The organism is Pseudomonas abietaniphila (assembly GCF_900100795.1).
Classification (GTDB): Bacteria; Pseudomonadota; Gammaproteobacteria; order Pseudomonadales; family Pseudomonadaceae; genus Aquipseudomonas; species Aquipseudomonas abietaniphila.
The window spans coordinates 102,056-124,696 of record NZ_FNCO01000002.1; the positions used below are offsets into that span (position 1 = coordinate 102,056).

Annotated in this window: 19 protein-coding genes and 1 pseudogene; 7 read left to right on the plus strand and 13 right to left on the minus strand. The window is 61.8% G+C overall.

The window, feature by feature from the left end:
* Window positions 1–84 precede the first annotated feature (84 nt).
* From BLS87_RS03745 to BLS87_RS35085, 3 genes and pseudogenes are all read left to right on the plus strand, one after another.
* On the plus strand, window positions 85–771 hold the full coding sequence (locus BLS87_RS03745; RefSeq protein ID WP_425262196.1) for a hypothetical protein: 687 nt from the start codon (window positions 85–87) through the stop codon (window positions 769–771).
* 130 nt (window positions 772–901) lie between these two features.
* A pseudogene (locus tag BLS87_RS35080) lies at window positions 902–2,023 on the plus strand (cache domain-containing protein); the annotation flags it as partial.
* Window positions 2,024–2,050: 27 nt separating this feature from the next.
* Window positions 2,051–2,896, plus strand: a complete 846-nt coding sequence (locus BLS87_RS35085; protein WP_425262198.1) for a methyl-accepting chemotaxis protein — start codon at window positions 2,051–2,053, stop codon at window positions 2,894–2,896.
* Between the two features lie 128 nt (window positions 2,897–3,024).
* Here the strand turns inward: BLS87_RS35085 and BLS87_RS03755 are convergent, their stop codons facing one another.
* The 5 genes from BLS87_RS03755 to ppnN all read right to left on the minus strand — a co-directional run bounded on the left by BLS87_RS03755 (window position 3,025) and on the right by ppnN (window position 11,225).
* Complete coding sequence (locus tag BLS87_RS03755) at window positions 3,025–3,468, minus strand: CBS domain-containing protein (protein WP_074750395.1); 444 nt, start codon at window positions 3,466–3,468, stop codon at window positions 3,025–3,027.
* Between the two features lie 163 nt (window positions 3,469–3,631).
* Window positions 3,632–4,078, minus strand: a complete 447-nt coding sequence (locus BLS87_RS03760; RefSeq protein ID WP_074750396.1) for a type III secretion system chaperone — start codon at window positions 4,076–4,078, stop codon at window positions 3,632–3,634.
* A gap of 53 nt (window positions 4,079–4,131) precedes the next feature.
* Window positions 4,132–9,003 carry an AvrE-family type 3 secretion system effector gene (locus tag BLS87_RS03765; protein WP_083370595.1) on the minus strand — a complete coding sequence of 1,624 codons (4,872 nt, stop codon included), beginning with the start codon at window positions 9,001–9,003 and terminating at the stop codon, window positions 4,132–4,134.
* Between the two features lie 82 nt (window positions 9,004–9,085).
* The gene (locus BLS87_RS03775; RefSeq protein WP_074750403.1) at window positions 9,086–9,679 is read right to left on the minus strand and encodes a GNAT family N-acetyltransferase; all 594 of its coding nucleotides are present in this window, start codon (window positions 9,677–9,679) and stop codon (window positions 9,086–9,088) included.
* A 172-nt stretch (window positions 9,680–9,851) separates the two neighbouring features.
* A complete protein-coding gene (gene ppnN / locus BLS87_RS03780) occupies window positions 9,852–11,225 on the minus strand; it encodes a nucleotide 5'-monophosphate nucleosidase PpnN (protein ID WP_074750405.1) in 1,374 nt (457 codons plus the stop codon).
* Window positions 11,226–11,601: 376 nt separating this feature from the next.
* Here ppnN and BLS87_RS03785 point away from each other — a divergent pair, with 376 nt between their 5' ends.
* The 3 genes from BLS87_RS03785 (at window position 11,602) to BLS87_RS03795 (ending at window position 13,844) form a co-directional block, all read left to right on the plus strand.
* The gene (locus BLS87_RS03785) at window positions 11,602–12,129 is read left to right on the plus strand and encodes a sterol desaturase family protein (protein ID WP_074750407.1); all 528 of its coding nucleotides are present in this window, start codon (window positions 11,602–11,604) and stop codon (window positions 12,127–12,129) included.
* A 73-nt stretch (window positions 12,130–12,202) separates the two neighbouring features.
* Window positions 12,203–12,991 (plus strand): SDR family oxidoreductase, encoded by a 789-nt coding sequence (locus BLS87_RS03790; RefSeq protein ID WP_074750408.1) that lies wholly within the window; start codon window positions 12,203–12,205, stop codon window positions 12,989–12,991.
* A 133-nt stretch (window positions 12,992–13,124) separates the two neighbouring features.
* Complete coding sequence (locus BLS87_RS03795; protein WP_074750409.1) at window positions 13,125–13,844, plus strand: dienelactone hydrolase family protein; 720 nt, start codon at window positions 13,125–13,127, stop codon at window positions 13,842–13,844.
* A gap of 146 nt (window positions 13,845–13,990) precedes the next feature.
* Here BLS87_RS03795 and sodC read toward each other — a convergent pair whose 3' ends face one another.
* From sodC to gltP, 6 genes are all read right to left on the minus strand, one after another.
* Window positions 13,991–14,509, minus strand: a complete 519-nt coding sequence (gene sodC, locus BLS87_RS03800) for a superoxide dismutase family protein (RefSeq protein WP_074750411.1) — start codon at window positions 14,507–14,509, stop codon at window positions 13,991–13,993.
* 117 nt (window positions 14,510–14,626) lie between these two features.
* On the minus strand, window positions 14,627–15,040 hold the full coding sequence (locus BLS87_RS03805; RefSeq protein WP_074750412.1) for a PaaI family thioesterase: 414 nt from the start codon (window positions 15,038–15,040) through the stop codon (window positions 14,627–14,629).
* Window positions 15,041–15,319: 279 nt separating this feature from the next.
* Window positions 15,320–15,832, minus strand: coding sequence for a RidA family protein (locus tag BLS87_RS03810; protein WP_074750414.1), 513 nt, complete (start codon window positions 15,830–15,832; stop codon window positions 15,320–15,322).
* The gene (locus tag BLS87_RS03815; RefSeq protein WP_074750416.1) at window positions 15,825–16,727 is read right to left on the minus strand and encodes a PhzF family phenazine biosynthesis protein; all 903 of its coding nucleotides are present in this window, start codon (window positions 16,725–16,727) and stop codon (window positions 15,825–15,827) included. Before BLS87_RS03815 ends, BLS87_RS03810 begins: the two co-directional genes overlap by 8 nt.
* 104 nt (window positions 16,728–16,831) lie before the next feature.
* Complete coding sequence (locus tag BLS87_RS03820; protein ID WP_074750418.1) at window positions 16,832–17,671, minus strand: AraC family transcriptional regulator; 840 nt, start codon at window positions 17,669–17,671, stop codon at window positions 16,832–16,834.
* 19 nt (window positions 17,672–17,690) lie between these two features.
* A complete protein-coding gene (gene gltP, locus BLS87_RS03825) occupies window positions 17,691–19,016 on the minus strand; it encodes a glutamate/aspartate:proton symporter GltP (RefSeq protein ID WP_074750420.1) in 1,326 nt (441 codons plus the stop codon).
* 401 nt (window positions 19,017–19,417) lie between these two features.
* On the opposite strand from gltP, the gene BLS87_RS03830 reads away from it, so the two are divergent.
* Complete coding sequence (locus BLS87_RS03830; RefSeq protein ID WP_074750422.1) at window positions 19,418–20,938, plus strand: xylulokinase; 1,521 nt, start codon at window positions 19,418–19,420, stop codon at window positions 20,936–20,938.
* Here the strand turns inward: BLS87_RS03830 and BLS87_RS03835 are convergent.
* Entirely contained in the window at window positions 20,925–21,644 is a 720-nt protein-coding gene (locus tag BLS87_RS03835; RefSeq protein WP_074750424.1) for an SDR family oxidoreductase, read from the minus strand. The genes BLS87_RS03830 and BLS87_RS03835 overlap by 14 nt on opposite strands.
* Before the next feature lie 16 nt (window positions 21,645–21,660).
* Window positions 21,661–22,641 (minus strand): sugar-binding transcriptional regulator, encoded by a 981-nt coding sequence (locus tag BLS87_RS03840; protein WP_074750426.1) that lies wholly within the window; start codon window positions 22,639–22,641, stop codon window positions 21,661–21,663.

Sequence of the window (22,641 nt, forward strand, 5' to 3'; positions counted from 1 at the left end):
AGATGCTGAAGCTCGTGATAGATGGTCTGTGTTTCTTACGTTTCTTGTGTACTCCGCAACGCGCTCGCAGCGCTGGCGGTGGCCATGCTGATGCTCGGCGTCGCCGGTTGCACCCGTCAGGACGGGCGCGACGTGGCGACGCAGTTCAGCGAAACCCGCCCTCAAGAGTTTTTCCAGACCAGCGTGGATCGCATGGCAACGCTGGCCATGCATGACAACCTGGAAAGTTTGTATCTTTTGATGAACAAGCTGTACCTGCGCAACCCGGCAGAGTGGCGCAAGTCAGGGTTCGTCGACGCCCGGTCCGCCGAGCGCAATGTGCGCAACGCCATCGAGCAGAGAACACCCTTGGCGCAGTTAGGCAATCGCCGTGACCTCGCGGCCTTGAGCTACGCCCTGAGCCCCGAATTCCTCGGAGACCGCGTCGGTGCCTTCATCTACGCCATCGGCAGTATGTTGGTCACTGCGCACGGCGGACGGCTAGAGTTTTTCATGACCGATCAAATCGACCCTAAATTCGTCAGTAACGCCGCCCGCAATATCGAGAAGGCCACCTGGTTGCTGAGCCAGCGGCAGAATGCCAACGGCGAGTTGATGCTGTTTTCCAACGAGATTTCCGAGGAGGGCAGCAACCTGAGTTTCGCCACCGAGTTCGGCAAGATCGTCGCACGCCTGGATTTACTGACTCAGATGCTCGACGAGCGCTACCGACGGATCGGTCTGAATTATGCCCAGAGCCTGCTGTTCCTGAATTTTCTGCCGGTGCAGTGATTGGCTGAATGACCTTTCCAGCGGCAGTGAAACCTTTCATCGCCGAGGCTCATCCTTCCTTTTTTTCAGTCGATAACCCCTTTGGCGTTGTGCAAAAACAACAACAAATTTTCAAGCCAAGGGGTCGACGATGTTTAAAACAGTGCAGGCGCGCTATACGGTCATATTTGTGGCGCTGATCGTCGTGATCGCGGTCATTACCGAACAGGGCATCGAATACCTCGTTACGCCCAAGGTTCGTGCCTCGCAAGAGCAATTGGTGCTCAATCAGGTCGATCAGATCGGCACGCGGATCCTTTCTGACCTGGCCAGGGTCGAAGCCCAGTCCCGGGCCATTACTCAGGCTGTGCCGCTGCTGGACAGTGATGCCATCGACAAGGTGCTCCCCGGTCTAGTCGACCAATACGGTGACGCCAAGGTCTTCGGCGGCGGCGTCTGGCCGATGCCAGACAAGCGCACGCCGGGCCTTAATAAACACAGCACGTTCTATCATCGCGATGGCAGCGGTCAGTTGGTGGTGAGCACCTACTGGAACTCCGATCCGGCGCCCAACTACTGGGAACAGCCGTGGCACCGCGCCGGACAGAACGCGCCCAAAGGCAGGTGCGCCTGGGCAGCGGCCTATCAGGACGAAGCCAGTCCGCAGCCGCGCACCAACTGCGCCATGGGCATCTACAAGGACGGCGCGTTGTATGGCGTATCGACCATCGACGTCACGCTGGGCTTCTTCAACGGCCTGATTCAGGAGAAGGAAAAGGACATTCAGGGGCAGGTGATGATCGTCGAGCGTGACGGCAAGGTGCTGACCAACCAGAGCCGCATCCCCGGCGAAATCATCCTCAAGAACATTTCGGCGTTCAGCGGTCAGTCGATGTTCGCCAAATCCATTCAGGACGGCCTGACCCAGGTTTCCGGCGACGCCGTGTATTCCCGCGAATACCAGGATCCGCAACTGGGCGACCTGACGTTCTTCCTGCGCCCGGTCGTCGGCACGCCCTGGTTGATTGCCACGTCGCTGCCGACGTCGATGCTCACCGCCAGCAGCACCGATGTGATGAAAACCCTCGGCTGGCTGCAGATCCCGCTGGTGATTGTGCTGCTGGCGGTGCTGGGTTTCGCCTTCAGTCGCCTGCTGGGCCGGCTGACCGTGCTGCGCAACAACATTGATGCGCTGTCCTCGGGTGAGGCCGATCTGACCCGGCGTATCCCGATCAAGGGCCAGGACGAGCTGGATGCCGTGGGGCAGTCGGTGAACAAGTTCATCGCTTTCCAGCAGGCCATGATCGTCGAGGTGCGCAGCGGCACCGAACAGATCTCTGCAGGCCTGGCGCAGTTGCAGGATCAGTCACGCAACATTAACCAGATCCTCAATCGCCACGCGTCGGAAACCGATCAGGCTGTTACCGCGATCAACGAAATGAGCGCCACTGCCGACAGCGTTGCCGAAAACGCCACGCAGACGGCCAGCTTTACCCAATCGGCCAACGATGCCGCGAAACGCTCGCGGGATGTGGTGGATGAAGCGTCGGTCAGTGTTCTGGCGCTGGTGGCCGAGGTTGAAGACGCGACCCAATACGTGCAGGAGATGCAGGTCGATGCCAAGCGCATTACCGATGTGCTCGGGGTGATCGGCGGGATCGCCCAGCAAACCAACCTGCTGGCGCTCAACGCGGCCATCGAGGCGGCGCGGGCGGGCGAGCAGGGCCGGGGCTTTGCCGTGGTGGCCGATGAAGTGCGGGCACTGGCGGGGCGTACCCAACAGAGCACGTCGGAGATCAACGAGATGCTGGCGCGACTGGAACAGGGCGTGAGCACTGCGGTGGGCGCCATGGAAAAAACCAAGGTCAGTTGCCAGTCCACTGCCGACCGTACCTCGCGGGTCAACGAAGGGCTCGATGGCATGGCAGGTTCGGTGCTGCGCATCCACGACCTCAGCGCTCAGATCGCCACGGCCGCTGAACAGCAGAGTGCGGTGACCGAGGAGATCAACCAGAACATGGTCGCGATCCGGCACATGGTGGGGGAGCTGGTCGGTTGCGGTCAGCAGACCGATACCAGCGTCGACGCGCTGGTGGCATCCAACGAAAGGCTGGTGGCGATGATTGACCGTTTCAAGGTGCGTTGAAACGATTCAGGCGTTAACCCTGCAGGCGTGAGCTTGCTCGCGATTGCGTTTATTCAGCCACCTCAACGTGTCTGATGTACCGATCGCGAGCACGCTCGCGCCTGCAGGGCTGGGTGCTGGCGTTAACTCTAATTCTCGCCGCGAATGTACCCCTCCAAACTCTTGATCAGTTTGGTCTGTTCGGCAATCGCTGCCTTGACAAGGTCACCGATGGACAGCAATCCGATCAATTGACCGTTATCCACCACTGGTAAATGCCGCAGGCGGCGGTCGGTCATGATGTTCATGCATTGATCGACCGTGTGGTGCGAGTCCACCGTCTTCACGTCATGGGTCATGATGTCGCTGATCGGCGTGCCCACCGAGGCTCTTCCGGCCAGTTCCATCTTGCGGGCGTAATCACGCTCGCTGACGATGCCGACCACCTTGCCGTCAATCACCACCGGAACGGCACCGATATTCTTATCGGCCATCAGCTTGATCGCTTCGATGACCATCTGCTCAGGGCTAACGGTATGAACTTCACCGTGGTGCTTGTCTTTCAGCTTCAGTAGTTCGGCTACGGTCGTCATGCTGGCCTCTCCGGCGCGTATTTGTGAGCTTGGCCACCTTGTGTCGGGCGGTGCATACAGAATCGTAGAGAGATGGCATTCCGGCAAGTTTCGAAAGCGCCGCGCAGAGGTTGAAAAGCGTCATGCCCGGCCTGGATGAACGAAGCAGCCCCGGAATCCCGGATCAACTGATCATTGGGCGTGCCGAACCTACGGGAAGAGGTCGTGGGGCGGCCGGTTTCGCCGGCGCTGTGTGGGGCATCCTCAACATGGTCGGGATTTCCCGGGTTTGTTGCACAAAACCCTGCACCCAATGAACGAACGTCAGTTCGCTCAACGCCTCTATGGGCAACTCTGCACACAAGCGGACGTGGGACTGCTGGTCCAGCGCCAGCCAGCAGCCACTCATGGCAGCGGTATCGAAGTTCAGCCGCAGCAGGCGTTCATGGAGCCGGGGATCGGCGGGCAGCGGCAGCTTGCAATGCAGGATCGCCACGTCGCCAGCGCCTGGAATTTCGACGATGACCACCTCGCGGCTGCCGTCGAAGAGGGCGCACACCCCGTTCTGCAGCTGCAAAGGGGTGCCTAGTTGCTTGCCCAGCGCGTTGATCAGTGCGGTTGCGGTGGCCATGTTTCACGTCCTGTCAGTCAATGTCGGTGGGGTTGAGGGTCTGAGCCGTGGCATCAGCGTGGGCGGAATGTGCCATGGGCGGCGTCAGCCATGTCCAGCGCCGGCTGGCTGTCGCCCTTGTCGGCCAGTTCGCCGTCCAGGGTGAATGTCTTCGGTTTTTCCTGATCCAGTCCGTATTCGAACGTCACTTCCCCGCGCAAACGCTCGATGCTCAGGTTGCTGCCGCTCTTGAAACTGACATACGGCAACGGCACACCCAGCGAGTCGTCCTTGGCGGCGGTGCGGAACACGGCGATGCTTTTGATCCGCAGATTGCCGCGATCCGACAGCGTGTTCTTGAGCGCCTCGTTGGTCAGCGTGCCTTTGATCGCCGCGTCCTCAATGTGCTTCTTGACCGCGTCCTTGACCTCAAGCTTGATTTCGGCCCGCGTCGTGCCGGTGGCGCTCTTGAGGTCATCGAGCAGCGTCTTGAGCTGGGGATCTTCGCCCAGCAGCTCATGAATGCATTCGGCATTGCCCGGATGGACATCCCTGCCCAGCATCTGCTTGACGGCGTCGATGCCACGCTTGCTCAGCGCGGCCTGATCAATGCGGTTGACGTTGTTGTGCTTGACCAGCATGTCCATCAGGGACATCAGCGGCAAACCCTGTTTGCTGGCTGTTTCCTGGCGCTGGGTCTGCGCCAGGCTGGTCAGGGCCGAATGTTGTGCATCGTTTTCGACCGTCTGGCCTGCGTACTGCCGCTGCATGGCGGCCAGGCGCTCATCGACGCTCTTGCCGTCGGGTTTTTCCTGCCTGATCGCCGGAAAGGCTTTTTCCAGGCTGCTTTCCAGACTCTTCAGATCACTGCTGTGTACCGGCAGGGCATCCTTGAAACGCACGTCGTAGGTCTTGCCGGTCTTGTTATCAAACGACAGGCTGGCCGTCACCCCGGTGGGCGCGCCGCCTGCGATGAACAGATCGTTGGGGCGGGAGGTGAACAGGGTGCTGAACAGGCGGCCGTAGCCGGCCACCGAGCCTTTTTCCAGAAAGCGCGCGCGGTTGCTGCTGTAGATATCGGTCTTCAGGCCGTCGTTGCCTCGGCCCCGGGTGCGTTCGCGCTCGGCGTTCAACAGCGCCAGGTTGGCCAGCAGGCCGACGCCGAAGCGCATGAAACCGGCCACAGGCTCAGCGTCGGTCTGGCCATAGTTGGTGCGCGATTCGACATTGGCGTTGAGCTCCAGATCGAAGTTGTGTTTGCCGGTGGTGCGCACTTCGTGCTCGACGCCACGGTTCATCAGCTCCATGGGCTTGAGGCCGTTGGCGACCGTGCGCTGGCTGCTGTGCAGGGGCTTGTTCAGCAAGTCCTCCATGAAGGCGTCCATTTCATCCTCACGAATGAAGAAGCTCAGCGCCGTGTTCTCGGTGTATTTGTGCTTGGCGTCCAGACTACCGCCGAACCAGCCGCCGTTGGACTGAACGTTCTGATGGCTGTCGCCGGGTGTGGTTTTGGTGTCCGACAGGCCGCCACCAAAGCCGAAGCTGGCGGTGCCACTGAGGGCGCCTTCGCGGTTCATGGAGACTTTCAGGCCGCGATCGAAGCGGGTGAAGGTCATGCCATAGGTGCGTTCCGGATCGATGGCCCCTCGAAAGCCGAGGAACGCGTCGCCAGCGGGCCCGGTGATGCCGCCCGTCACACCGCCGCCGTAGTTGCGGTTGATCTTCAGGCTCTCCCGGGGCTCCAGGTCGCGCAATGCCTTGGTCAGGTTCTCGGTCAGTTGTCCCGGAGTGGTTTGCAGCCCCTCCAGGACATTGCGCTTGACCGGATGGTTCTCCTTGCGCATGTATTTGAGCAGGCTCTTGGTCGCGTCGTAACTGGCTTCCAGCGACGAGTAACTGCGAAAGCCTGCGTCGGTGTAGCGCTTGAGCGGGTTGTTGTCGTAGGTGTCGTTGTGCAAGGTCGCAAGTCGGCCGGCGAGAAGGTCGATATCGGCCTTGGGCCGGTGTGGGTTGGCAACCAGTTCGTCGAGCATGTCGCTGATGCTCCGCATCACCTGTGCGTTGGCAGCCAGCCGGGCGCAGAGCAATGTCTGGTTGTCGCCACGTTTGCGCGAGTCGCCGATCATCGAGGTCGGATTGCGGTGCTCAAGGGTGAAATGGTTGTCCTGCAAGTCCTTGACCATTTTGCCCAGAGGGTCATCGGCGCGGATGCCGCTGCCTTTGAGCAGTTGGGACACTTCATCGAGCAGGTCGGTCTTCGGCGGCTTCCTGGCCCGATACGCCATATTGACGTCGCCATTCTTGAGCATCGCACCCTGATCCTGAGCCACTTCGCGCAGCGTTTTCTGCATGTCGTCGCTGACCGTCTTCTGGAACCATTCGAACAGCTCGGAGAGTTCGGCCACCGGTTCGGTCAGCGGCCGCTGACCCAGGGTCTGCAGGCGTTCAGCCATGGGCGCAGGATTCACGGCCGGAAGGTTTCTCACCGCTTCGCTGAGCTGACGCAACGTCTCGATTTCGCGGTCATACACCGGCCTGAGACCTTCGCGGCCACTCCAGGCATGCTGAATGCTGTCGGCGGGGACCTTGAATGCGCCGGTCGACGCCAGATGCGCAGTGACGTAGTTCTGGGTCAGAGAATGAGGCGCGTAGTGTGTGGGCGTTGCGGTCTCCACATTGTTGCGGCCCAGCACGTTGAAACTGGTCTTGATATTGCCCCGACGGGTGAATGCCGGCTCGCCGGCGGCAAGGTTGTCGAAGTGCTGGTGGGCAGGCGTGTTGGCCCTCGCCGGGGAAGGGGTGGCGGGGGACCAGTCGCCGGCATCGCCGCGCACATAGTCGTTGCTGACTGCAGCATCACCCGGATTCGCACCGGGCGTGCTCGCGGTGAGGCACAGACGGCCCTCGTTATCCGTGGTCAGATTTTCCAGCGTCGCGCCAGCCGGCAGGCCATTCACCGCAGGCTGCGTCCATTGGCGAGCGCTGGGGCTGGACAGGCGCTTGGGATCGGCGGCGGCTCCACTCATCTGGTGCAGGGTGCCGTCCTTCAGGGCGAACCAGTCCTTGCCGTCGCTGCCGATCCCGGCGATGTCGCCCTCACCGGGGATCTGGGGCAATTTTGCCCGCTCGCCATTCTGATCGTGCAGGCGCAGCACGCCTTCGCTCAGGGTCATGTAGCGCTGGTCGTTCTGGATGGCCGCTTTTTCCACGGCCACGTGTTCGGCGCCACGCATGATCGTGCCTTTGGCTTCGGTCGTTCTGCCCGGCAGCGTCAGATCGACGCCGTTACTCATGCTGTGCGCAGTGGCCTGGGGTACGACTTTGAGCTGTTTGAGCGTGTTGTCCTTGTCGATCACGTAAGCGAAGCCGTCGCGTCCTGCAATCAGGCCCTTGATGCCTTTCTCGCTGGTTTTCTTCCATTCCCCGGTCCGCGGATCTTGCGCCAGCAGGTCGTCTTCGTGCCGGGCGATACGCCCCCGAGGCAGCTGAATCTGCTCGCTCGCGGCAGGGGCCAACTGCGGCAAACCCTGTTGTCGGTCGAGCATGAGCACCTGACTCAGGTTCCAGCCCGGCACGAAGGCGTTGGCCTGGGCGTTCCAACTGGCGCTGTGTTCGTCGCCGTGCCTGTCTTTGATCTTGGCGAACAGCTGGTCGTCGTCAGTGAAGAATTCGCCATAGCGGTGTTGCCCCAATACCTTTTGCAGCGCGTTCGAGGCCGGTGCATCGGTCAGTTGCAGCGGCTCCAATGCGTGGGTTTCGCCGGTGCCGATGCTGTCGAGTCGTTCGTTGAGCAGGTCGTCGGGCAGCTCGGCGCGACGTAACGCACCGGTTGCCGTGCTGACCAGCAGTTGATTGCCCTGCAGGACGATGGCTGTCGGTTTAGCGGTTTCATCGTCGTCCAGCGGGCCGTGGTCGTCAGTCAGCGCGTGTATGGCGTGATGGCCGTTGCCCAGGCCGTCCCTGCGCTCCAGATGCAGGCGTTTGTCGCCATCGGCGGTCAATGCGATCAGGGCGCCATCGACGTGGGTCAGCGCCTTTACGTCATGCTCGAACGGCACCGCCACGCCTGGATGGCTCAGCGCCCGGACGCCGCCGCTGCTGTCGATGGCGTACACCTCACTGCCGAGTTTTTGCAGGCTTTTCAGGTCGTCGGTGAAGGCGTGTGGCTGCCATTCGTCGCCATTGAGGGTGTACAGCTTCTTTTCATGGATGCGGAAGGCATTGCCGTCGGCGTCCAGGTGCACGCCCGTGATGTGCGCTCGGTGGGCGTCGCCCGGCATCTTCATGGTCGAAGCGTTGGCCTGGTGGTCGCTGCTTTTGAACACCGAGACGGCCAGGTCGCTGGCGTGGGCATGGACCAGTCGGCTGCGCCTATCGCTCAGCAGATACTCGGTCTTGTCAGGGGCGTTTTTGAGCTCCGCCAGGCCTTGGTAGCGCTCGCCAGGTCTGTTCAGCACGCTATCGAGGAGGTTTTCCGTGCGATTGGTGACGCCGAGTTCGCCGAACACCAGGCGCTGATTGTTCAGCGCCATGGTCAATCTGGGTGTCAGCGGTATGGCGACTTCGGGCGCTGCGGCCCCATGCTCTGGCCCGACAGGCGTGGGGGCTTGCGGTGGCGCATGCTCGGAGGCCAGGGAGGGTGCCCGCGATGGCAGCGACGGCCCGCCGATGGCTTGTCCCTGAGGCGCGGCGACGGTAGAGGTGGTGGCATTTGTCGGCGACGGCGCACGTGAACTGCGCGTGACCGAAGAGGCCTCTGCTGAGCGAGCCCTGAACAGCCCGCCGGTGAAGTTACGGCCCTTGCTGATCGCCGACTGGCTGGCGCTGGCCATTTTGGCGAACACGCCGTTGCGCTGTTTCGGTCCCGAGGTTTCAGACGCACCGCTGTTCAGTGAAACGTTGCTGACGTGTGAAGTCTGGCCGAGGGAAACGGGTGGTAAAGCCATGCTGACGCCTTCCCTGCAAATAGATGCTTTGGGCAGTGAGTGGCGTCAGGGCAACGGTGGTTCCAATGTGTCGGGAAAATAATCAGGCGGGTTTGTCCGGGGCCTTGCGCCTTGGCCGCGAGATCACTGATTCGATGTTTTTGCGCCCGATCAGCAACGGGCTCTTGGCCTTGCGCGAGGCGGGCATCTCGGCCAGCCATTTGTACATCACCAGGCAGTCGACCATTCCCAGTCTTGCGTGGCGATAGGCGCGGGGCAGACGCCCGACCGTTTCGAAACCCAGCTTGTGCCACAGGGCTACGGCGACCTCGTTGGTCGACACCACTGAATTGAACTGCATCGCAGAAAAGCCGCTGTCCACCGCCAGTTGTTGGGAGTGTTCGCACATCAGTCGGGCGACGCCGCGCCCTCTGGCTGCCGGAGTGACCATGTAGCCACAGTTGGACACGTGACTGCCCGGCCCGGCGGCGTTGGCCTTGAGGTAATAGCTGCCGAGCAATTCGCCGTCTTCCTCTGCGATCAGCGTGTGCAGTGGGTATTCCAGCCACAGGTACAAGGCCTGTTCATAGGTCAGGTCGGGGTCGTAGGCGTACGTTTCCTGTGCTCGAATCACGGCCTGGAAGGTGGGCCAGAAACGCTCGAAGTCTTCGGCGGTCATGGTGCGGAGTTGAATCATGGGGGTTCCGTCGGTGTGTGAAGATCCAACTGTAGGAGCCGGCTTGCTGGCGAATGCAGTGTTTCAGCCACCCTATAGGTGACTGGGCGGACGCTTCGCCAGCAAGCCGGCTCCTACAGAGGCTGCGTTTTACATCGGACAGCGTGCAAAGCCGCCGGGGGAGAGGCCGCCGTTACGATACGACTCTATAACACGGCACATAGGCTGCGCCGCCCGGCAGTTTCATGCGGTGTTGCTCTACGAAGGACTGGAGTAGCTTGTCCAGCGGCTTCATGACTTCAGCATCGCCATGAATCTCATACGGGCCGTTTTCTTCGATCAGGCGGATACCCTTGTCCTTCACGTTACCGGCGACGATGCCGGAGAACGCCCGACGCAGGTTCGCCGCCAGCTCGTGGGGTGGCAGATCGCGACGCAGTTGCAGGCTGGACATGTTGGCGTGGGTCGGGTCGAACGGGCGCTGGAAGCTTTCTTCAATCTTCAGCAGCCAGTTGAAGTGGAAGGCGTCGGCACGTTCACGGCGGAACAGGCGCACCTCTTTCAGACCCTCGGTCATCTGGCGAGCCACTTCGGCCGGATCGTCGATGATGATCTGGTAGTGCTTGTGCGCTTCTTCACCCAGTGTGGCGCTGACGAATGCGTGCAATTGCTCCAGGTACGGCGCGGTGCTTCTCGGTCCGGTCAGGATCACCGGGAACGGCAGCCCCTGGTTGTCCGGGTGCATCAGGATGCCCAGCAGGTACAAAAATTCTTCAGCGGTGCCGGCGCCGCCCGGGAAGATGATGATGCCGTGACCCACGCGGACAAAGGCTTCCAGACGTTTTTCGATGTCCGGCAGGATCACCAGTTCGTTGACGATCGGGTTCGGCGCCTCGGCGGCGATGATGCCCGGCTCTGTCAGCCCCAGATAACGTCCACCACTGATACGCTGCTTGGCGTGGGCAATGGTTGCGCCCTTCATCGGGCCTTTCATCACGCCGGGGCCGCAACCGGTGCAGATGTCCAGTTTACGCAAGCCCAGTTCGTGGCCGACTTTCTTGGTGTATTTGTATTCTTCGGTATTGATCGAGTGCCCACCCCAGCACACCACCATCTTCGGTTCGACGCCGGGACGCAGGGTGCGGGCGTTGCGCAGCAGGTGGAAGACGTAATCGGTGATGCCTTGCGAGGTGCTGAGGTCGATGCGCTGGCTGTCCAGTTCGCTTTCGGTGTAGACGATGTCGCGCAGGGCGCTGAACAGCATTTCACGCGTGCTGGCGATCATTTCGCCGTCGACGAAGGCATCGGCCGGAGCGTTCAGCAGCTCCAGGCGTACCCCACGGTCCTGTTGATGAATGCGGACTTCGAAATCCTTATAGGCCTCGAGAATGGTTTTGGCGTTGTCGACATGGGCGCCGGTGTTGAGGATGGCCAGGGCGCACTGGCGGAAGAGGTTATAGATACTGCCTGAGCCGGCGGCGCTGAGTTGCTGGACTTCGCGTTGCGACAGCGTCTCCAGGCTACCTTTTGGACTGACCGAAGCGTTGATTACATGTCTTGGAGCCATTCTGAATTCCTTGAAAGCGATGCCGGCGAGCCGTTGTCGGTCGCGGGCATTAGTACAGTGAACGAACCAACCGTTCACCCATGGGACCATTTTTTACATCGGTCGGTCAGGAAAGCAAACGTTGTGAGTGAAATCTTCGTGTTGAGCCTGCCGAGGCAGTCCGACGCAGATCCCTGTGGGAGCGAATTCATTCGCGAGAGTCCGGTACAGGCGACACTCGCTGTCGTCTGACACATTGCATCGCGAATGAATTCGCTCCCACAGGGTATCCATCTTCCTTTTGGTCAGCGGTTTTTTGATTTTCAGCGCCGCCCCGGTATGCTGCACGTCGACGTTCAGACACCCGCGGCATCCTCGACACCATGTGCTCAACTTCATGATCCTCAACGCTGCGATTTTCCTCATCACCCTGTTCCTCATGGAGGGTGTCGGCTTTCTTGCGCACAAGTACGTCATGCATGGCTGGGGCTGGTTCCTGCACCGCTCGCACCATGAAGAGCACCTGGGCGCGTTCGAGACCAACGACGTCTATTTGCTGGCACTGGGCATGGTCGCGGTCGGTCTGATCGTGCTGGGCAACAGCGGCTTCGACCCGCTGCAATGGGTGGGCGCGGGTGTTGCCGCCTTTGGCTTGATCTACGTGCTGGTTCACGATGGCATCGTCCACCGTCACTGGCCGGTGCGCCCCCAACCCCGCAATCGCTACCTCAAGCGCCTCTATCACGCCCACTTGATGCACCATGCGGTGAAGGGGCGCCGTAACAGTGTGTCATTCGGCTTTCTCTACGCGCCGTCGGTGCCGGCGCTGAAAAAGCAGCTGCGCGCCATGCGTGAAGCGGAGCGCGCGGCCTCTCGTGCCGATCTGTGCACGCCCTCTATCACCTCCGATCTGCAAAACGGCTGACCGCGCTCACCCCTTCACTTGATGCTAAGTTTGACGCCTGAGTTTTCATCATCGAATGAACAGGAGTCGTGTCATGGATCTGGGAGTGTCGGGACGCTGGGCGATTGTCTGTGCCGCCAGCAAGGGCCTGGGATTGGGCTGCGCAAGAGCGCTGGCCAAAGAAGGCGTCAATCTGGTGATCAATGCCCGGGGCGATGAAGCCTTGCAGGCCGCCGCCGCGGCGTTGCGTACGCTGGCGCCCGGCATCGAAGTGCGCACGGTCGCCGGTGACATCAGCCAGGCGCCGGTGCGAGACGCGGTGCTGGCTGCCTGTCCGCAGGTCGATATTCTGGTCAACAACGCCGGAGGCCCGCCGCCCGGCGATTTTCGCGACTGGCAGCGCGAGGACTGGATCAAGGCGCTGGACGCCAACATGCTCACGCCCATCGAACTGATCAAGGCCTGCGTCGACGGCATGGCCTTACGCGGGTTTGGCCGCGTGATCAACATCACCTCGGGCGCGGTGAAGGCGCCGATCGACACCTTGGGCCTGTCCAACGGTGCTCGCAGCGGCCTGACCGGCTTTATTGCAGGTCTTGCGCGTCAGCCGCAGCTGGCGGGCAAGAACGTCACGATCAATAACCTGTTGCCAGGGCCGTTCGACACCGAACGTTTGCAGAAAAACATCAGCCTGGCCGCCGACAAGCAGGGCGTCAGCGTTGACGCGTTGGCCGACCAGCGCCGCAAGGCTGTGCCGGCACAGCGCTTTGGCACCGCCGATGAATTCGGGGCGTTCTGCGCATTCCTGTGCAGCGCGCAGGCCGGGTTCATGACGGGCCAGAACCTGTTGCTGGACGGGGGTGGCTATCCCGGTACGTTCTGATCAAAGGTTTCATTGAGCAAACGCATTTCGTTCTTTCAAGCGACAGGCAAGTGACGTAGAACAGAGAACCCGGGCGGCATAGTGACCCGCAAACAGCCGTCCAGACGCTTTCTTTCACCTTTGGGAGATCAACGTGAATCAATCCGCGAAACAGCCAGCAGGTACAACCATCAGCTACAAACGTCCGGACGGTAAGGATGTGAACGGATACCTCGCCAGCCCGGCGAAGACCGAGGGCGCTCCCGCCATTGTGGTGATTCAGGAATGGTGGGGCCTTAACGATCAGATTCGCGGCGTCGCCGACCGCCTGGCAGCGGCCGGTTATCTGGCGTTGGTGCCTGATCTGTACCGGGGGGAGATGACGGTCGAGGAAGAGGAAGCGCATCACCTGATGAGCAAACTCGATTTCGCCGACGCGGCCTCGCAGGACATCCGCGGCGCCGTGCAATACCTCAAAGGCCACACCCGGAACGTGGGCGTCACCGGTTTCTGCATGGGTGGGGCGCTGACCTTGCTGGCATTGAACTTCATCCCTGAACTGTCAGCGGGCGTGGTCTTTTACGGCATGCCGCCGCTGGAATACCTCGATCCCAAGGCCATCAAAGTGCCGGTCCAGGCGCACTGGGCGACGCAGGACGAGTTCTTCCCGGCGGAAAACGTCGACAAACTGGAAGAAAAACTCAGCGAGGGCGGAGTGGACATCGAGTTCCATCGCTATCTGGCGCATCACGCGTTCACCAACGAAGAAGCCGTGGGTTACGGACGGATCCCGGGCACTCAATACGACCCGGTCTGGGCGCAATTGGCGTGGGACCGCACGCTGACGTTCTTTGGGCGCACGCTCTGGGGCTGATGCCCGGTTAAGGGTTAAACGTTGTAACGGAGGAAGCGAAGCGCGCGACGGGGTCATTCCGGCCCCGTGCCTGGACAGGCAGCTCGCGCGTTTCGCTGGCTTCAACCGTATCGGACAGCGGGGTCAAGCACCCCGACCGCTCACGGTCAGATCACCCCGCACGCGACGCGGTCGCCACCACCGCCCAGCGGCATGGGCATGTCGGCGTGATTGTCACCACCTGCGTGAATCATCAACGCGTGGCCCTTGATGTCCGAGATTTTTTTCAACCGCGGCGCCAGCACCGGATAGGTGGCCATGCCGTCGGCGGTGACGTAGACCGCGGGCAAATCGCCCAAGTGGCCTTCGACATAAGGTCCGAGGTGTTTGCCGGTCTTTTTCGGGTCGAAATGTCCGCCAGCGGCCAGTGCCGCGCCTTTCTTGCCGTCTTTGGTACCAGCATCACAGCTGCCGTTTTCATGCACGTGAAAACCGTGAACGCCCGCAGGTAACGAACTCAGCTTGGGCGTGAACACCAGCCCGTAGGCGGTTTCGCTGATGGTGACTTGACCGATGGGTTGTGGCGCGCCGTCGGCGCTGACCAGGTTCATGGGGACATCGAGTGTGGCCGCCTGGGCACCGAGGGAAAGCGAGCCGAGAAGACCGAGCCATAGATAACGTTTCATAAGCGTTCCATCGAAGGGATGAGGGTTCGACGTTCAGGTTTGCTGAACGGCCCGCAGCGTTCGGGGCTGCCTGGGTTTTGAGTGCTCGATGCTCAAGAGGTTCGCACTGAGTGTTACTCAACGCAGGTGCTGCGGCGGAATGGCATAGGTGCCGACGACATGGGCGACTGCGTCCGGTATACCTTCGGAGTACAGCGACACCTCGCCAATGGCCAGCGTCTTGCCGACTTTCATCAACTGGCATTCACCGATGATGCGCCGACCCGCTTCGGGTTTGCGCAGGAAATTGATGGTGAGGCTGGTGGTGACGGTCAACGGAACGATGCCGATGACGCCCAGCACCGCGACGTACAGCGCAACATCGGCCACGGCCATCAGCGTCGGCCCGGATACCGTCCCGCCAGGGCGCAGGTCAGCATGATCGATCACCTGGGAGATCGTCGCCCGTTGATCACCCACCGCTTCGACGACGATCCGGGTCTGCGGAAACTCACGGGCGATGAACGCCGAAATCTCTTCCTTGCTCGCCATCTTGTTCTCCTGCGGTGTGGGGGAGACCAGACTCGATGAGCGAAGGCTTGCTTGTCAATGTGCTGTTTGAGCGGGTTGCTATGGCGACACCCCTGCACTCCTTGTGGGAGCGAATTCATTCGCGATTGGCCATCCCATCCAGCAACACTCTATATCAGCGCCGCAATGGCAAACCTTCCGCTGTTTTGCTGACGGTAAGGCTCGCCTGCGTGCGTTGATGGCGCAGATGACCGGGACTTTACCCGCGTCGATGTACTTGGCAGCGGTGTTGGACATCATTCATGTCTTGAGCCTGACCACGCCTTCTACCTCGACCGCCGCCCCTCCGGGCAGTGAATGCACACCGATGGCTGAGCGGGCATGTCTGCCACGGGCGCCAAACAGTGCAGTCAGTACTTGCGATGCGGCGTTGATGACCTCCGACTGCGCCGCAAAGTCCGCATCGCCCCGCACATAACCCGTGATGCGGACGACCTGCGTTACGCGGCCCAGGTCGCCGTCACAGGCGGCTGCGACGATAGAAAGAAAATTCGCCACACACAGGCGCGCAGCCTCGCGCGCCTGTTCCATCGACACCTGCTGGCCGACGATGCCGGTGTAGCGAATGTCCTGATTGAAGCGCGGCACCTGGCCCGAGACCCATAACAGGTCGCCATCGAGCACGCTCAGTTGAAAGTGCGCCGGAACGACGAACGTGTCCGGCATGAGTGGATACAACGCCGCCAGTCGGCTGCCGAAGGGCTCGGCGACTTCGCGCAGCGGCAACCACTGTGGCTTCGAGTCCTCAGCCATGGGCCTCTCCCGACGGCGTCTGGTTGTCGGCAAAGGCGCTGTAACCCCCGACGAAGCAACCGCGCGGCGTGTTCGTCTGGTCCAGATCGAAACGTACGTAGATGTCTGAAGGGCGGCCCATGGCACGTCCCTGATGGATCAACACTGGCTCAGTGCTGCTCTCGATCAGGCCGTAATTCAGCAGACCGAACGCCAGTGCAGTGGCGGCGATGCCGGTTGCGGCATCTTCCGGGTAGCCCGAAGCCTTGGGGAACTGGCGGCTGTCGAACTGCCGAGGTGCCCCGGGGTGAGGGCAAAACAGGTAAAAACCGGTGGAGTCCAGGGCCTTGCACAGGGCCTCGATCCGAGCCGAGTCAGGGCGCGCTGCATCCAGCCGCTCGGGGGTTTTGACCGGAATCAGAGTTTTCACCCGACTGGTCGCGGCATTGAGAAACGGAAGATCGAGGATGTCTTCGGCGTCCAGACCGATCGCCCGGATGATCTGCTCGCGCAGCTCAGGTTTGCTCAGCGGCTCGATGACGCCGACAGGCTGGGAGATTTCAATAAAAGGAGGTTCGCCGGCCGTGTCATGAACCTGCGCGGTGACGGTGCCGCTTATCGTATCGATCGATAACTGATGGTTTTTCAGCTTGCCCAGGGTATGCAGCAGCCACACTGTGCCAATGGTGGCGTGGCCGCACATGCTCATCTCATGCAGCGGGACGAAGAAACGGAACTGATAATCGCTGCCGGTGCGTTCCCCTGCCGCAAACACAAAGCCGCTTTCATGGCCGTAGGCGCGGGCGATGGCTGTCATCTGCTCAGCATCAAGGCCTTCTGCGTCGATGACGATAGGTGCCGGGTTGCCGCCGCCCTGGCTGGATTTGAAGACTTCTACAACGCGCACATCCTTCATGGTGACCTCGAAAACGGGAGACGGGGTCGATTGTGCCCAAGGGCTTTGTGACGGTCCCGCTCGATCGGGTCGCCGACCCGCACGTTTAGGCCAACGCCCCCGGATCAGCGCGGCTTGCGCATCTGGCTGGGCACTACGCCCAGATAACGCTTGAACAGGCGAGCGAGGTAGGAGGGCGAATCGATGCCCACCGCCAGACTGATGTCGAGAATCGACAGCGAGGTGGTGGAAATCAGCCTTGCGGCGGTTTCCACTCGCGTGCGGTTTGTGAAGTCCAGCAGGGTTTCGCCGGTGAAGGCCTTGAACAGGCGGGTGAGGTGGCGCCGGGACAGGTGGAACTGATAGCCGATCAGGTCGACGGTCAAGTCGTCCTGCAGATTTTCCTGCACGTACCGCTGGATGTCGCGAACCAGCAGCGCGTGCTGCAGCCGCTCGGCAGGCTGCGGCTGAGATTGTTGCGTGGCGATCAGCCGCGCGCATTCTTCAAACAGCAATTGATTGAGGTGTGGCAGCTGGCGCTGGAACGCGTCGGGCGAGGTCACCTGCCGCAGTTGATCATGCAGCAGCAGGATGCTGTCCAGGGCGTCGCTGCCTTGCCAGACCTCCGCGCGATGGGCCCGCTGCGCGAACGTGCGATAGCCCTCCAGGCGACCCTGACGCTCGATGTGTTCGGAGTCTACATACAGCGCCACGTGCTTTTCCCGGCCCGGCGCTGCCCGAGTGGAATGGGCGGAGTCGGCTGGCACCAGCGAGAACGACTGCCGCGACACATGCCGCGCCTGGGGGGTGTTTTCGGTCGACAGGAACAGTCCACCCTGACGCGGCAACAACAGCATATGGCAGTCGTGGGCATGCCAGTCCTGCGCATAGCCGCTGCTCTCGCTGATTTCAAACCGGAAGCGCTCGGACGACCGGCCGCTGAACTTGGGCGAAAGAGGGGCCATCGAGTCGACCTCGCTGATGTCAGTTAGCCGTTGCAATGAGCTGTTCGCTCCGGGGTGACGGAGCAGACAGGGATTTCCAGTAGCGCTCACCGGCCGCATCATCGTACATCCCTTCCCAGCGGGCGACGACCAGCACGGCCAGCGCGTTGCCGACGATGTTCAGCGCCGTGCGGGCCATGTCCATGATGCGGTCGACCCCGGCGATGAATGCCAGTCCTTCCAGCGGAATGCCGACGCTGCCCAGAGTCGCCAGCAGCACCACGAAGGAAACGCCTGGCACACCGGCGATGCCTTTGGAGGTTACCATCAGCGTCAGCACCAGCGTGATCTGCTGGCCTAACGACAGGTCGATACCGTATAGCTGGGCGATGAACACCGCCGCAATGCTTTGATAAAGGGTCGATCCGTCGAGGTTGAACGAGTAGCCGGTGGGCACGACGAAGCGGCTGATCGCGCGAGGCGCGCCATAGGCTTCCATTTTCTCGATGATGCGCGGCAGCACGGTTTCCGAACTGGCCGTGGAATAGCCGAGGATCATCTCGGCCTTGAGGATGCGCATCAGCTTCCACACCGAAAACCCGCAGGCCCGCGCCACCAGGCCGAAGATTACGATGCCGAAGAAGGCGATGGCGGCGTAGACCAGCGTGACCAGGCGCGCCAGAGGCCACAGGGAGGCAAAGCCGAAGTTGGCGACGGTGACCGAAATCAGTGCGAAAACGCCAATCGGTGCACAGCGCATGATCATGTAGGTGATCTTGAACATGGTCTGCGACACCCCTTCCAGCACGCTTACCAGCGGCAGGCGCAGCTCGTCCTTGAGACTGGACAGGCCCAGGCCGAACATCACCGAGAAGAAGATGATCGCCAGCATGTCGCCTCGCACGATGGCCGCAAACACGTTGGGCGGCACCAGATTGAGCAGGGTGGTAATGAAGGCGTGGTTGGCCTGGACTTCGCTGGTGGTCTTCTCGTATTGGGAGATGTCGGTGGTGCCCAACTGGCTCATGTCGATACCGTGACCGGGCTGAAATACGTTGGCCAGCACCAGGCCGACGACGATTGCCAACGTGGTAATGATCTCGAAGTAGAGCAAGGTCTTGACGCCGATGCGGCCGAGCTTCCTGCTGTCGCCGACGCCTGCGATGCCGACGATCAGGGAAGAAATCACGATGGGGATCACGATCATTTTGATCAGCCGGATAAACAGGTCGCCTGCCGGTTGCAGCACGTTGCCGATCCACCAGCCCTTGTCTGCGCTGAAGTGGTTGAGCAGTGCGCCGACAGCGATGCCTAGCAGCAGACCGATGAGGATCTGCCAGGCGAGACTCAGTTTTGCCTTGGTCATGTCAGGTGTTCCCTTGCTGGTGAAGTCGAGGCGAAATACCGCAACGAGTCATGGCTCGCCGATGGCAGCTCGATGTTGAGCCGGTCTTTGGGCAGGGTCGGCGTCAATCGGGCCGATTGCCGACACGATTGGGCCACGCCCCGTGTTGACTTGCCTGCCAGCGACACAAATTCACCGTCCACGACAACCTGAGCGCAGGTGCGGGCTGACACGGCGGGTTAGCCGGTTTTGCTGCCGCTTCGCGCCAGATCGCGAGCAAGCTTGCTCCTGCAGCCCCTGGCCAGAAATAAAGTCTTCAGGGGCTGCTATCAAGCGGCGTTAAAACCAATACTCAACTAGTCTTGGCCTTCGGTCCTGCGGTTGTCGTGGACGTTGATGGACGGGGTTGGGGCAGGGCACGCATGCAGAAAATCGTCATAGGGATCGATCTGAGCACGACCACGTGCAAGGCCATTGCCTGGGATGTGCGGGGCATGCTGGTGGCGCAGGCGCGGGCGCCACTGGCGTTGTCCCGGCCGGCACCCAACGCCTACGAGCAGGACCCCGAAGACTGGTGGCGGGCCACGCAATGTGCGCTGAAGTCTCTGCTGGCAATGATCGAGGGCAAGGTCATCGCCGCCGTCTGCGTGGTCAATCAGCGCGAAACGGTGGCGGTCACTGACGCCGAGGACCGGTTGCTGCGGCCGGCGATTCTCTGGCTCGACGAGCGCCGCAAGGACGAAGTGGCCGCGCTCTGTCAGCGCGTCGGTCACGAGCGGTTGCACGCCATCACCGGCAAACCCCACGACTGGGCCCCCGCCATTTACAGCCTGGCGTGGATGGCGGATGCCGAACCCGAGCGCTTCAGGCAGATTCGACATGTCTACGAACCGCACGCCTGGCTGGTACGCAAGCTGACGGGCGAGTTCCTTACCAGTTGGGCCAGCGCCGATCCGTTTGGCGCTTTCGACATTCACACGCATGCCTGGGCCGAGGACGTGCTCCAGGCGCTGCCCATCCCGCTCAGCACCGCGTGTTTTCCCAACGCTGCTGCCCCGGGCTCCGTGCTGGGCACGGTAACCGGGCAGGCGCAGGCGCTGACCGGGCTTCCAGCGGGCACGCCGGTGGTCGCGGGCGGTGGAGACGGGCAGGCGGGCGGGCTGGGCATCGGTGTGGTCAGTGCTGGCACTGCGTACCTGAATCTGGGCACGGCGATTGTCTCGGGGGTGTATGCCGACACGCCGAGGGTGGACGAGGCTTTCCGCACGATGTGTGCCATCGACCGTCAGGGCTATGTGCTGGAAACCTCGCTCCGCTCCGGCACCTTGCTGATCAACAGCCTGTTGCGACAGTTTTTCGAGATTGACGTGGTCGCTCAACCGGACAGCCTGATTCGTCTTGAAATCGAGGCGTCGCGGGTGGCGCCTGGCAGCGCCGGTCTGATCCTGCTGCCGTACTGGAACGGTGTGATGAATCCGTACTGGGATCAGGACGCACGCGGATGCCTGTTGGGGTTGTCGCCGGATCACGGACGCGCGGAAATTTACCGGGCGGTGCTCGAAGGCATTGCCCTTGAGCAAGCCGTTGCCACACAACGCATGGTCCAGGCCACGGGCGAGCCGGTGAACACGTTCGTCGCCATCGGCGGTGGGGCGGCCAGCCGTCTGTGGTGTCAGATCATTGCCGACATCACCGACCGGCCGGTGATCCGTGCCGCGACCCAGGAAGCCTCCAGTCTGGGCGCCGGCATTGCGGCGGCGGTCGGTGCCGGTTGGTACGAAGACTTCGCCAGCGCGGCGCAGGTCATGACCCAGGACGGCGAGACGTTCTTGCCGAATCCGGCGTTGCGCGAATTTCACCAGGAACTGTTGGCGCTCTACAGCGAGCTGTACCCAAGGCTGCGTGACCTGTATCCGCGCCTCGCGAAGCTCAACCGGCGCTGAAACCGCCATCGACCGTCAACGTCACGCCATTGATCATCCCGGCATCGTCGCTGAGCAGGAAGGCGATGGTCGAGGCGATTTCGCTCGGCTGCACAAAACGTCCCAACGGAATGCGCGCGAGCATTGACGCGGCCTTGACCGGGTCGCTCCAGGCCTTGTCGGCCATCGGTGTCAGGGTCACCACCGGGTTCACGCTGTTGACCCGGATGCCATACGGCCCCAACTCCACGGCCATGACCCGCGTCATTGCGTCCAGCGCGGCCTTCGAGGCGCAATACGCCAGATGATCACGAGTGCCGACGGCGGCGGCGAGGCTCGAGACGTTGACGACAGCGCCCGGCATACCGCGTTTGATCAGGTCCCGGGCCACCACCTGAGCCACCACCATGGGCGCGCGCGTGTTGACCGCCATCAAGTGATCGAAGGTCTCCACCGACGTGTCGAGAAACGACTCCAGTTCCACGACGCCCGCGCAGTTGACCAGCAGGTCGATTGGCAGCATCGAGGCGACAGCGGCCTGGGTCGCCGCGACATCCGCCAGATCCACTACCAAGGTGTGGTCGCAGTAGGTAAGGTCGGCCGCATTGCGTCCAAGGGCGATGACTTGTGCACCGCAGCGTGCCAGCCATTGCACGGTTTCACGGCCGATGCCCTTGCCGGCCCCGGTCACCAGGATACGTTTGCCCATGAAGTCGTGAGTGGCCATGGCGGTTGCTCCAGCGTCAGTTGTCTTGTTCGAGCAGTTGCTGCGCGGCGCTTTCGTCGATCACCAGTTCGTGAACGACGTTGCGCAGCAACACCGCGCGAATGATCTCGGCCTTGTACGGCCCACCCGATACCAGCACCACCTTGCCGATCTTGCGCAGGTCTTCAAGATCCAGCGAAATCGCGCGTCGGTTCAACGGGTGATTGACTTCAATGCCGTCGCGATCCAGCCAGCGGCCGAGCAGATCGCCCACGGCGCCGGCGGCGCGCAGTGAGCGGGCGTCTTCGGGATTGACCAGCCCCAGTTCCAGCATCAGCGAGCGTTCGCTGAGATCGCCGACCGTCAACAGCGCCAGATCGGCCTGACGTGCCTTGCCCAGTACATCCTGCACCGAGGCTTCTGCCAGGATCATGTCCCGGTACGGCTCAGAGGGCGCGAACACCGGGGCCGCCAGGTAGTAGTAAGAGCCGCCGAACAGGCCCGCCAGACTGGAGGCGATTTCCACGGTGTTGTTTGCCGACCCGTAATGCAGGCCGCCGAGCAGCGACACCACGGTCATGTTGGGCAGCGCCCGGCCTTGCAGTTCACGCACCGCCTGACGAAGGGTGCGGCCCCAGCCCACGGCGATGATGCAGCCATCGACCAGATACTCCTCGATGCTCGGCGCAACACCCACCCCAAGCACGCGAAAGATGGTCGACGGATCGTCCGGGGACGGCACCACGGTGACCCGCTCCAGGCCAAACCGCTCCTGAATCCGCTCCTCAAGCTCGATGCACGAGGCCAGCGGCGAATTGATGCGAATCTGCACCACACCGGTTTCACGGCACGTCGCCAGCGCCTTGTTGACCCGCACGCGCGTGATGCCGAGACGGTCGGCGATCTGCTGCTGGGTCATGTTGTTGACGTAGTAGTACCAGGCGATGCGGATGTTCAGTTGATCCTCCGCGTTCACCGTTTCGGTGTCGGCGGTCAGTTCCGAGTAGCGATTCTGCAC

What these genes read in the sequence shown, in the direction of transcription:
- BLS87_RS03815 (WP_074750416.1), bottom strand. Translation starts at nt 16,727, where the DNA reads ATGAAGGATGTGCGCGTTGTAGAAGTCTTCAAATCCAGCCAGGGCGGC.
- sodC (WP_074750411.1), bottom strand. Translation starts at nt 14,509, where the DNA reads ATGAAACGTTATCTATGGCTCGGTCTTCTCGGCTCGCTTTCCCTCGGT.
- BLS87_RS03790 (WP_074750408.1), top strand. Translation starts at nt 12,203, where the DNA reads ATGGATCTGGGAGTGTCGGGACGCTGGGCGATTGTCTGTGCCGCCAGC.
- BLS87_RS03760 (WP_074750396.1), bottom strand. Translation starts at nt 4,078, where the DNA reads ATGGCCACCGCAACCGCACTGATCAACGCGCTGGGCAAGCAACTAGGC.
- BLS87_RS35085 (WP_425262198.1), top strand. Translation starts at nt 2,051, where the DNA reads ATGATCGTCGAGGTGCGCAGCGGCACCGAACAGATCTCTGCAGGCCTG.
- BLS87_RS03785 (WP_074750407.1), top strand. Translation starts at nt 11,602, where the DNA reads ATGATCCTCAACGCTGCGATTTTCCTCATCACCCTGTTCCTCATGGAG.
- BLS87_RS03765 (WP_083370595.1), bottom strand. Translation starts at nt 9,003, where the DNA reads ATGGCTTTACCACCCGTTTCCCTCGGCCAGACTTCACACGTCAGCAAC.
- BLS87_RS03810 (WP_074750414.1), bottom strand. Translation starts at nt 15,832, where the DNA reads ATGGCTGAGGACTCGAAGCCACAGTGGTTGCCGCTGCGCGAAGTCGCC.
- BLS87_RS03755 (WP_074750395.1), bottom strand. Translation starts at nt 3,468, where the DNA reads ATGACGACCGTAGCCGAACTACTGAAGCTGAAAGACAAGCACCACGGT.
- BLS87_RS03745 (WP_425262196.1), top strand. Translation starts at nt 85, where the DNA reads ATGCTGATGCTCGGCGTCGCCGGTTGCACCCGTCAGGACGGGCGCGAC.
- BLS87_RS03835 (WP_074750424.1), bottom strand. Translation starts at nt 21,644, where the DNA reads ATGGCCACTCACGACTTCATGGGCAAACGTATCCTGGTGACCGGGGCC.
- BLS87_RS03775 (WP_074750403.1), bottom strand. Translation starts at nt 9,679, where the DNA reads ATGATTCAACTCCGCACCATGACCGCCGAAGACTTCGAGCGTTTCTGG.
- BLS87_RS03820 (WP_074750418.1), bottom strand. Translation starts at nt 17,671, where the DNA reads ATGGCCCCTCTTTCGCCCAAGTTCAGCGGCCGGTCGTCCGAGCGCTTC.
- BLS87_RS03830 (WP_074750422.1), top strand. Translation starts at nt 19,418, where the DNA reads ATGCAGAAAATCGTCATAGGGATCGATCTGAGCACGACCACGTGCAAG.
- gltP (WP_074750420.1), bottom strand. Translation starts at nt 19,016, where the DNA reads ATGACCAAGGCAAAACTGAGTCTCGCCTGGCAGATCCTCATCGGTCTG.
- ppnN (WP_074750405.1), bottom strand. Translation starts at nt 11,225, where the DNA reads ATGGCTCCAAGACATGTAATCAACGCTTCGGTCAGTCCAAAAGGTAGC.
- BLS87_RS03805 (WP_074750412.1), bottom strand. Translation starts at nt 15,040, where the DNA reads ATGGCGAGCAAGGAAGAGATTTCGGCGTTCATCGCCCGTGAGTTTCCG.